The 9,228-nt window shown below is 63.4% G+C and carries 9 protein-coding genes; 7 read left to right on the forward strand and 2 right to left on the reverse strand.

Going from position 1 to position 9,228, the window contains the following annotated elements; genetic code table 11:
* Positions 1–35 precede the first annotated feature (35 nt).
* From ACJ8IL_RS05830 to dinG, 4 genes are all read left to right on the forward strand, one after another.
* On the forward strand, positions 36–692 hold the full coding sequence (locus ACJ8IL_RS05830; protein WP_141997566.1) for a glutathione S-transferase family protein: 657 nt from the start codon (positions 36–38) through the stop codon (positions 690–692).
* 124 nt (positions 693–816) lie between these two features.
* Complete coding sequence (locus ACJ8IL_RS05835; RefSeq protein WP_025302061.1) at positions 817–1,149, forward strand: carboxymuconolactone decarboxylase family protein; 333 nt, start codon at positions 817–819, stop codon at positions 1,147–1,149.
* Entirely contained in the window at positions 1,139–1,531 is a 393-nt protein-coding gene (locus ACJ8IL_RS05840) for a tautomerase family protein (RefSeq protein ID WP_089195663.1), read from the forward strand. The genes ACJ8IL_RS05835 and ACJ8IL_RS05840 overlap by 11 nt, the downstream gene beginning before the upstream one ends.
* 66 nt (positions 1,532–1,597) lie before the next feature.
* Complete coding sequence (gene dinG, locus ACJ8IL_RS05845) at positions 1,598–3,796, forward strand: ATP-dependent DNA helicase DinG (RefSeq protein WP_025302063.1); 2,199 nt, start codon at positions 1,598–1,600, stop codon at positions 3,794–3,796.
* Here the strand turns inward: dinG and ACJ8IL_RS05850 are convergent, their stop codons facing one another.
* Positions 3,797–4,231, reverse strand: coding sequence for an Lrp/AsnC family transcriptional regulator (locus tag ACJ8IL_RS05850; protein ID WP_442516400.1), 435 nt, complete (start codon positions 4,229–4,231; stop codon positions 3,797–3,799).
* A 136-nt stretch (positions 4,232–4,367) separates the two neighbouring features.
* On the opposite strand from ACJ8IL_RS05850, the gene ACJ8IL_RS05855 reads away from it, so the two are divergent.
* Entirely contained in the window at positions 4,368–5,276 is a 909-nt protein-coding gene (locus ACJ8IL_RS05855) for a DMT family transporter (RefSeq protein WP_442516401.1), read from the forward strand.
* Positions 5,277–5,279: 3 nt separating this feature from the next.
* Here ACJ8IL_RS05855 and prpR read toward each other — a convergent pair whose 3' ends face one another.
* Positions 5,280–6,881 (reverse strand): propionate catabolism operon regulatory protein PrpR, encoded by a 1,602-nt coding sequence (gene prpR / locus ACJ8IL_RS05860; protein WP_442516402.1) that lies wholly within the window; start codon positions 6,879–6,881, stop codon positions 5,280–5,282.
* Between the two features lie 245 nt (positions 6,882–7,126).
* Here prpR and prpB point away from each other — a divergent pair, with 245 nt between their 5' ends.
* Together prpB and prpC are read left to right on the forward strand one after the other, a co-directional pair.
* The gene (gene prpB, locus ACJ8IL_RS05865; protein WP_049203922.1) at positions 7,127–8,017 is read left to right on the forward strand and encodes a methylisocitrate lyase; all 891 of its coding nucleotides are present in this window, start codon (positions 7,127–7,129) and stop codon (positions 8,015–8,017) included.
* Positions 8,018–8,050: 33 nt separating this feature from the next.
* Complete coding sequence (gene prpC / locus ACJ8IL_RS05870) at positions 8,051–9,214, forward strand: bifunctional 2-methylcitrate synthase/citrate synthase (RefSeq protein WP_442516403.1); 1,164 nt, start codon at positions 8,051–8,053, stop codon at positions 9,212–9,214.
* Positions 9,215–9,228: the final 14 nt, after the last annotated feature.

Here is a 9,228-nt window from a genome sequence, read left to right on the forward strand (position 1 = left end):
AGTTATCGATACCTTGTTCCGCTGCGGGAGGAATCATGCACGATACTTATACTTTGTTCGGCACGCAGGGTTGCGGTTCGACGATCGTGGCCGCCGCGTTGGCGTTGACCGCGTTCCCCTGGGGCTATGAGGAGGTGGACTACACGCAGGACGGCCCGGAGCGCGATCGCCTGCTGGCGCTAAACCCGCTGGGCCAGGTGCCTACCTTGGTGTTGCCCAATGACGAAGTGATGACGGAGAGCGCGGCGATTATCCTGCTGCTGCACGATCGCGCACCGCATGCTGAACTGGCGCCGCCCGCCGGCTCGCCGCTGTTGCCGCGTTTTCTGCGCTGGCTGCTGTTCATTAACGCGGAGATTTACCCCACCTTCACCTATGCCGACCATCCGCAGCGCTGGCAGCCGCAGGCGGCGGGGGCGGAGCAGCTGAAAAATGCGGTGATGGATTATCGCGAGCGTTTATTGCAGCAGCTGAACGCCGCCGCCGGCGCAGCGGGCCCGTGGTTTCTCGGCAAGAGCTTCAGCGCGATGGATCTGTACGTGGCGGTGATGTGCAACTGGCGGCCGGGCCGCGCATGGTTCCGGCAGCACTGCCCGCGGCTGTACGCCATCGCCGAACGGGTAGAGCAGCGGCCGGAGCTGAATGCGTTGCTGAGCGCCCATTTCGACGGCGTTGCCCCACTGGAATCGTGAAACCTCCCCGCCGCCCGGCGGGGAACCCTCCCGTTTTTCTGAATCGAGACTGCCGAAAATCCCGATTTTCACTCGCTGCGGCGGCGGGTAGCGTAAGGCTATCCGCAACTGACAGGAGAGTGTAATGCCATCAGAATCCCAGGCCGGGCAACAGGCGTTCGGCGATATTGCCCCCAAGCTGGCGCAGCTCAGCGACAACATATTGTTTGACGATGTCTGGCAGCGGCCAGAGCTGAGCCCGCGCGAGCGCAGCCTGATCACCGTCGCCGCGCTGGTGGCGCTCAACCGCGTGGAACAGCTGCCGTTTCACCTGCAGCTGGCGCAGCGCAACGGCGTGGCGCGTCAGCAACTGGCCGAGCTCATCACCCATCTGGCGTTCTACGCCGGCTGGCCTGCAGCGGCATCGGCCGTGGCGCGCCTGCGCGAGCTGGAACCGGAGGCGCCCCATGCCGTTTAGCCGCATCGCCCTGCATCAGGGCAAATCCGCTGACTACCTGCAAACCTTGTCCGACAGCCTGCATCAGGCGCTGGTAGAGGCGTTCGAGGTGCCGCCGACGGACAAATTTCAGGTGATCGATCAATACCGCCCCGGCGAGCTTATCTACGATCGCGATTATCTCGGCGGGCCGCGCAGCGCGGATTTCGTGCTGTTTTACATCACCGCCGGACGGCCGCGCGACAGCGACACCAAGCGGCGTTTCTACCGACGGCTGGCGGCGTTGCTGATGGAAAAGCTGCGGCTGAACCCCGAGGATGTGATGGTGGTGATCGCCACCACCCAGTTGGACGAGTGGTCGTTCGGCGGTGGTCGCGTCTCGATGATCGAGCCGCAGGCGTAACTCGGGCTGACGTCGCCGGCGGTCTGTGGGACAATAGCGCCATCATTTCGTTTAGATAAGAGTTGAATGGCGCTCTCCTCCGCAGTTAAAGATCAGATTGGCCAGTGGTACAAAGCCCTGCAGCAGCAAATACCGGATTTCATTTCCCGCGCGCCCCAGCGTCAGATGATCGCCGAGGTGGCGAAGACGTTGGCCGGTGACTACCCGCGCCATCTGGCGATCGAGGCGCCGACCGGCGTCGGTAAAACGCTGTCTTATCTGATCCCGGGCATCGCCGTCGGGCGGGCGGAGAGCAAGCCGCTGGTGGTGAGCACCGCCAACGTGGCGCTACAGGACCAGATCTACAGCAAAGATTTGCCGCTGCTGAAGAAGATTATCCCCGATCTGAAATTTACCGGTGCCTTTGGCCGCGGGCGTTACGTCTGCCCGCGTAACCTGGCGGCGATGAGCACCGACGTCAGTCAACAGGGCGATCTGACGCTGTTCCTCGACGACGAACTGGCGCCGTCCAGCGGCGAAGAGCAGGCGCTGTGCCAGAAACTGACCAAGGCGTTGGCTCGCTTCGAGTGGGACGGGCTGCGCGATCACTATCAGCAGAGCATCGACGATCCGCTGTGGGCCAAGCTGAGCACCGACAAGGCCAACTGCCTGGGGCGCAACTGCCACTACATTCGCGAATGCCCGTTCTATATTGCCCGCAAAGAGATCGAGAGCGCCGACGTGGTGGTGGCCAACCACGCGCTGGTGATGGCGGCGCTGGAGACGGAATCGGTGCTGCCGAACCCGAAAGAATTGCTGCTGGTGCTGGACGAAGGCCATCATTTGCCTGAGGTGGCGCGCGACGCGCTGGAGATCGACGGGGAAATCACCGCGCTGTCGACCAACCTGCAGTTGGACATGATCGTGCGCCAGGTCGAGCAGTGCATGACGCAGTACCGGCCGAAGAATCCGCCGGGGCTGGCCAACAGCGAACGGCTGAAAAATCATTGCGAAGAGCTGCGCGAGCTGGTGCAGATCTTCGAGCATCAGGTCAGCGCCTACCTGCCCGGCGATAGCGTGGCGGCCGAGCACCGTTTTGAAATGGGCGAGCTGCCCGCGGAGATGGTGGAGAGCTGCGCGCGGCTGTTTAAACTGACCGATGCATTACGCGGGCTGGCGGAGTTCGTGCTTAACGATCTTACCGAGCAGACCGGCAAGCACGACATCGTGCGTCTGCATCGCGCGATCATTCAGATGAGCCGCACGCTGGGCTATCTGGAGGCGATGAGCAAGCTGTGGCGGCTGGCGGCGCTCGACAAGTCGTCCAACGCGCCGATCTCCAAATGGGTCACGCGCGAGCTGCGCGATAACGTTACCCATCTGTATTTGCACTGCGTCGGCATCCGCGTCAGCGACCAGCTGGAGAAGCTGCTGTGGCGCAAGGTGCCGCACGTGGTGGTCACCTCGGCCACGCTGCGTTCACTGAACAGCTTCGCGCGTCTGCAGGAGATGAGCGGGCTGAGCGAGAAGGCCGGCGATCGCTTCGAAACGCTCTCTTCGCCGTTCAATCACGTCGAACAGGGCAAGATTGTCATTCCGCAGATGCGCTATGAACCGGCGCTCGCCAACGAGGCGGAGCACCTCGAGGAGATGGCGCGGTTTTTCCGCGCCGAGCAGGCGAGCGGCAAGCACAAAGGCATGCTGATCCTGTTCAGCAGCCACCGGGCGATGCAGACTTTCCTCAGCTACGTGACCGATCTGCGGCTGATGCTGCTGGTGCAGGGCGACCAGCCGCGCTACCGGCTGGTGGAAGAGCACCGCAAGCGGGTGGAGAAGGGCGTCGCCAGCGTGCTGGTGGGGCTGCAATCGTTCGCCGAAGGGCTGGATCTGAAAGGCGAACTGCTGACCCAGGTGCATATTCACAAAATCGCGTTCCCGCCGATCGACAGCCCGGTGATCATCACCGAAGGCGAGTGGCTGAAATCACTGAAGCGCTATCCGTTCGAAGTGCAGAGCCTGCCGAGCGCCTCGTTCAACCTGATCCAGCAGGTCGGCCGACTGATCCGCAGTAACCAATGCTACGGCGAGATCGTGATCTACGATCGCCGGCTGTTGACCAAAAACTACGGTTCGCGGCTGTTGGCGTCGCTGCCGGTGTTCCCGATTGAGCAGCGCGCGGTGCCGGAGGCCGACAAGGCGCATCTGGCGGCGCTGAAATCCGCCGCCGACGCGGCCAAAAAAGAGAAGAAGCGCGGCAACCCGTTCGCCCGCAAACGGCGGCGTTGATCAGAGCAGCGGCGGCAGGCGGCGCTTGACCGGCGTGGTTTTCACGATCGAGGTGTTGCTCTGCGCATGCTCGGCCAGCCGATCGAGGGTATGGTCGAGCTGTTCCATCGAGTGCGCCACCAGCCGCACGATAAAGCAGTCTTCGCCGGTCACCTTATCGCATTCGACCACTTCCGGGATCGCCTGAATCAGCTGCTCGACCTTCTTCAGCATGCCCGGCAGCGGCTTGATGCGCACCAGCGACTCGAAGGCATAGCCTACCGCCTGCAGATTGACGTTCAGGGTATAACCCTGGATCACGTCGCTTTCTTCCAGCCGCCGCAGTCTTTCCGACGTGCTCGGCGACGACAGCCCCACCTGCGCGCTCAGCGTCTTCAACGATGCACGCGCATCTTCCGCCAGAATGGTCAGGATTTGGCGATCGATATCATCCATAACGCCTCCGTTAGGTGTTTTCTTTATTATAGCTGCGAGAAAAAGGCAGTTAAGCATATCTGCCTTTTTTATGCTATGGAAAGCCGCCCCGCGAAGCCGCAAGCTATGTCTCTGGGCAAGCTTCGAGGAACGCAGAATGAATGCAGAGATAAAACGCGGATCGCTGGAGATGGCGGCGGCGATGTTGATTTCCGGCTCTATCGGCTGGTTTGTGTTGATGTCCGGCCAGCCGGTTATCAACGTGGTGTTTTGGCGCTGCGCGGTAGGCGCGCTGGTGCTGCTGGCGGTGTGCGGCGTATTGGGGCAGCTGCGACGCGATGCGCTGACGCGCGCCACGCTGCTGCTGGCGATCGCCGGCGGCGTCGCGCTGGTGATCAACTGGCTGCTGCTGTTTGCCGCCTATTCCTATGCCTCTATTTCCATCGCCACCGCGGTGTATAACACCCAGCCGTTTATGCTGGTGGGGCTGGGGGCGCTGTTTTTGGGGGAACGGCTGACCGCCCGCAAGCTGCTGTGGCTGGGGCTGGCGTTCGGCGGCATGATGCTGGTGGTGCTGGCGCAGCCGCGGCAGGCGGGGGAGCAGAGCCATTATCTGGCGGGCATCGCGCTGGCGCTCGGCGCGGCGTTTTTCTACGCCCTGATGGCGCTGGCGGCCAAGCGGCTGAAGGGCACGCCGCCGCATCTCATTGCGCTGATCCAGGTGACGGTAGGGGCGGTGATGCTGTTGCCGCTGGTGGATTTCCATGTTTCGGTCAGCGTTGGGCAGTGGGGGATGCTGGCGATGCTCGGCGTGCTGCACACCGGCCTGATGTACGTGTTGATGTACGGTGCGCTGCAGAAGCTGCCCACCAACCTGATCGGCTCGCTGTCGTTTATCTACCCGATCGCCGCCATGCTGGTGGATCGCCTGGCGTTTGGCCACCGCCTGTCGGCGTGGCAGCTGCTGGGCGCGGCGATCATCCTGCTGGCGGCGGCGGGCATGAACCTGCTGGGCGATCGGCGAGCGCGACTGCTGCCGGCCTCGGACGGCCGGCGCGCCGGCTGATGCTCAGTTCGGTTTTTTCAGCCGGCGCCATAAGGTGGTGCGGCTGATCCCGAGCAACCGGGCGGCGGCGGCGTGGTCGCCCCCGCACCGCGCCAGGGCTTCGTGGGCGGAGATGGGCGCCGCCTGCGTCTCGGGCGGCGTGACCGCCGCCAGCTCCGGCAACAGCCACTGCAGCGTTTCACCGCTCGGCGCTGCGCCGGTGCTCAGCATCAGCGCTACCCGTTCCATCATGTTGCGCAGTTCGCGCAGGTTGCCGGGCCAGGCGTAATGGCTTAGCGCGGCGTAACAGCCGGCCAGGGCGGTGCGCAGCGGCTCCGTCAGCGGCACATCGAGCGCCGCCAGCGACTGTTTCAGAAAGTGTTCCGCCAGCATCGCAATATCGTCGCCGCGCGCCCGCAATGGCGGCAGCTGCAGCCGCAGGGCGCTCAGGCGGTAAAACAGATCGGCGCGAAAACCGCCCCGTTGAATCTCCTGCTCCAGGCGGGTGTGGGTGGCGCTGATGACGCGAAAGTCGACCGTTACCGGCTGTTGCCCGCCCACCCGGGTGATAGTTTTCTCTTCCAGCGCGCGCAGCAGTCGCGTTTGCAGGTGCAGCGGCATTTCGCCGATCTCATCCAGAAACAGAGTGCCGCCGTTGGCGGTTTCCAGCAGCCCGCGCCGGCCGCCGCGCCGTGATCCGGTGAAGGCGCCTTCCTCATAGCCGAACAGTTCCGCCTCCAGCAGCGATTCGGCGATGGCGCCGCAGTTGATGGCGACGAACGGCGGCGTCGCCCCCCTGGACGGTGCGCCGCGCCGGGAAAAGTATTCGCGGTGGATTGCCTGCGCCGCCAGCTCTTTGCCAGTGCCGGTTTCTCCTTCAATTAATACCGCCGCCGGCGAGCGGGCGTACAGCATGATGGTGCGCCGGGTCTGCTCCATCTGCGGGGAGTCGCCCTGCAAATCGCCCAGCCCATAGCGTGGCTGCAGGGTATCGCGTGCGGCGTAATCGCCGCCGCGTTTGCCGCCGCTCAGCATCAGGCGCGTTACGTCCAGCGCATCGCTGAAGGCGGCGCGCAGGGTGGCGGCGGAATAGAGAAAAATGGCGGTGAGCCCGGCCTCTTCCGCCAGATCGCTGATGAGGCCGGCGCCGACCACCGCCTGAATACCGGCGGCTTTCAGCTCGGCGATCTGGCCGCGCGCGTCCTCTTCGGTGACGTAACTGCGCTGCTCCAGCGGCAGATCGAAGGTTTGCTGGAACTCCATCAGCGCGGGCAGGGGCGTTTTATAGGTGATGACACCGATCCGATCGGCGGTTCTGCGCGCCTTGCTCAGCGCCTGCAGCAGGTCGAAGCCGCCGGGCTTGACCAAAATGACCGGCACCGACAGGCGGCTTTTCAGGTAGGCGCCGTTGGAGCCGGCGGCGATGATGGCGTCGCAAGGCTCGGTAGCCAGGCGTGCGCGGATGTGCTGCACCGCCTCCTCGAAGCCGAGACGGATCGGGGTGATGGTCGCCAGATGGTCGAACTCGAGGCTGATGTCCCGGAACAGATCGAACAGGCGGGTGATGGAGACAGTCCAGATCACCGGTTTGTCCGGCGCGCGGGATGGCGTGATGTGATCGCTCATGGTGGGTTACCGAATGGAAGTGGCTGCATTAGGTGTAGCCTTGTTTCAGTCATGTTTCAAATATGCCGATTGAAACCGCGATTGAAACGTTAACTGAAACGTTTTTTATCCCTTTGCCAGGCCAATGGCGCTGAATATGTTGTAATTCACTTATTTTTATCGTTTTTAATTTTTCCCCTCACCGAAGTGAAACCTGGCCCGCTCCTTGCTCTGTCTGTTTCATCTGGCTAATCGGAGAAAACGTCATGACGCTGCGCTCACCCGGGCTCGCCTTTCGTCAGGCCCTGAATAAAGAGAAACCCCTGCAAATCGCCGGCGCGATCAACGCCAACCATGCGCTGCTGGCCCAGCGGGCCGGGTTCCAGGCCATCTATCTTTCCGGCGGCGGCGTGGCGGCGGGTTCGCTGGGGCTGCCGGACCTGGGCATTTCGACGCTGGACGATGTGTTGACCGATATTCGCCGCATCACCGACGTCTGCCCGCTGCCGCTGCTGGTGGATGTCGACAGCGGTTTCGGCGCATCGGCGTTTAACGTTGCCCGCACGGTGCGCTCGGTGAGCAAGGCCGGGGCGGCGGCGCTGCATATCGAAGATCAGGTCGGCGCCAAGCGCTGCGGCCATCGGCCCAATAAGGCCATCGTCTCCACCGAAGAGATGGTGGATCGCATCAAGGCGGCGGTAGATGCGCGCAGCGATCCGGACTTCGTGATCATGGCGCGCACCGACGCGCTGGCGGTGGAGGGGCTGGAAGCGGCCATCGAGCGCGCTCAGGCTTACGTGGCGGCCGGGGCCGACATGCTGTTCCCGGAAGCGATCACCGAACTGGGCATGTACCGCCGTTTCGCCGAAGCGACGCAGGTGCCGATCCTCGCCAACATCACCGAATTCGGCGCGACGCCGCTGTTCACCACCGACGAGCTGCGCAGCGCTCGGGTGGATATGGCGCTGTATCCGCTGTCGGCCTTTCGGGCGATGAACCGGGCGGCGGAGCGGGTGTACCGCGCCCTGCGCGAGGAGGGCACGCAGAAAAGCGTCATCGACACCATGCAGACCCGCAACGAGCTGTACGAAAGCATCAACTACTATTTGTTCGAAGAGAAACTCGACGCTCTGTTCGCTCGCCAACGCGACGAATAGGCGCCATTCACGCAGAAGCCAAATGAGGACAGTATGAGCCAAGCGATCCCCCCGCAAAGCCCGACTGGCGTTAAGCCGAAAAAATCCGTGGCGTTATCCGGCGTGCCCGCCGGAAATACTGCGCTGTGTTCCGTAGGGCGCAGCGGCAACGATCTGCACTACCGCGGTTACGACATCCTCGATCTCGCGCGCCACTGCGAGTTTGAAGAGGTCGCCCATCTGCTGATCCACGGCAAGTTGCCCAACCGCGACGAGCTGCAGGCCTATAAACACCGTCTCAAAGCGCTGCGCGGCCTGCCCGCCAGCGTGCGCACGGTGCTGGAGGCGCTGCCGGCGGCTTCGCATCCGATGGACGTGATGCGCACCGGCGTTTCGGCCCTTGGCTGCACGCTGCCGGAAAAAGAGCAGCACGGCGCGGCCGGCGCGCGCGACATTGCCGATCGGCTGCTGGCGTCGTTGGGATCGATGCTGCTCTACTGGTATCACTACAGCCACAACGGCGAACGTATTCAGCCGGAGACCGACGACGATTCCATTGGTGGCCACTTCCTGCACCTGCTGCACGGCGAGGCGCCTTCCGCCAGCTGGGAACAGGCCATGCACGCGTCATTGATCCTGTACGCCGAGCATGAGTTCAACGCCTCGACCTTCGCCGGCCGGGTGATCGCCGGCACCGGATCCGACGTCTATTCGGCGATCGTCGGCGCCATTGGCGCGCTGCGCGGGCCGAAGCACGGCGGCGCCAACGAGGTGTCGCTGGAGATCCAGCAACGCTATGAAACGCCGGACGAAGCGGAAGCCGACATTCGCCGCCGCATCGACAACAAAGAGGTGGTGATTGGCTTTGGGCACCCGGTGTACACCGCCTCCGATCCGCGCCATCAGGTGATCAAAGAGATCGCACTGCGCCTGTCGCAGGAAGCGGGCGCGATGAAGCTGTATGACATCGCCGATCGGCTGGAAAGCGTGATGCACGACACCAAAAACATGTTCCCCAACCTCGACTGGTTCTCGGCGGTGTCTTACCACCAGCTGGGGGTGCCCACCGAAATGTTCACGCCGCTGTTCGTCATGGCGCGCGTCAGCGGCTGGTCGGCGCACATCATCGAGCAACGGCAGGACAACAAAATCATTCGCCCGTCCGCCAACTATACCGGGCCGGAAGCGCGAGCCTTCGTACCGCTGGATCAGCGCTGAGCGCCGGTCGTTAT

The sequence above is a fragment of the Serratia sp. CY47444 genome, from assembly GCF_052168635.1.
Lineage (GTDB): Bacteria > Pseudomonadota > Gammaproteobacteria > Enterobacterales > Enterobacteriaceae > Serratia > Serratia bockelmannii.

Excerpts from the sequence above, each read along its gene's own strand:
- ACJ8IL_RS05850 (WP_442516400.1), bottom strand. The coding sequence starts at position 4,231 with ATGGATGATATCGATCGCCAAATCCTGACCATTCTGGCGGAAGATGCG.
- ACJ8IL_RS05855 (WP_442516401.1), top strand. The coding sequence starts at position 4,368 with ATGAATGCAGAGATAAAACGCGGATCGCTGGAGATGGCGGCGGCGATG.
- ACJ8IL_RS05840 (WP_089195663.1), top strand. The coding sequence starts at position 1,139 with ATGCCGTTTAGCCGCATCGCCCTGCATCAGGGCAAATCCGCTGACTAC.
- ACJ8IL_RS05830 (WP_141997566.1), top strand. The coding sequence starts at position 36 with ATGCACGATACTTATACTTTGTTCGGCACGCAGGGTTGCGGTTCGACG.
- prpR (WP_442516402.1), bottom strand. The coding sequence starts at position 6,881 with ATGAGCGATCACATCACGCCATCCCGCGCGCCGGACAAACCGGTGATC.
- ACJ8IL_RS05835 (WP_025302061.1), top strand. The coding sequence starts at position 817 with ATGCCATCAGAATCCCAGGCCGGGCAACAGGCGTTCGGCGATATTGCC.
- prpC (WP_442516403.1), top strand. The coding sequence starts at position 8,051 with ATGAGCCAAGCGATCCCCCCGCAAAGCCCGACTGGCGTTAAGCCGAAA.
- dinG (WP_025302063.1), top strand. The coding sequence starts at position 1,598 with ATGGCGCTCTCCTCCGCAGTTAAAGATCAGATTGGCCAGTGGTACAAA.
- prpB (WP_049203922.1), top strand. The coding sequence starts at position 7,127 with ATGACGCTGCGCTCACCCGGGCTCGCCTTTCGTCAGGCCCTGAATAAA.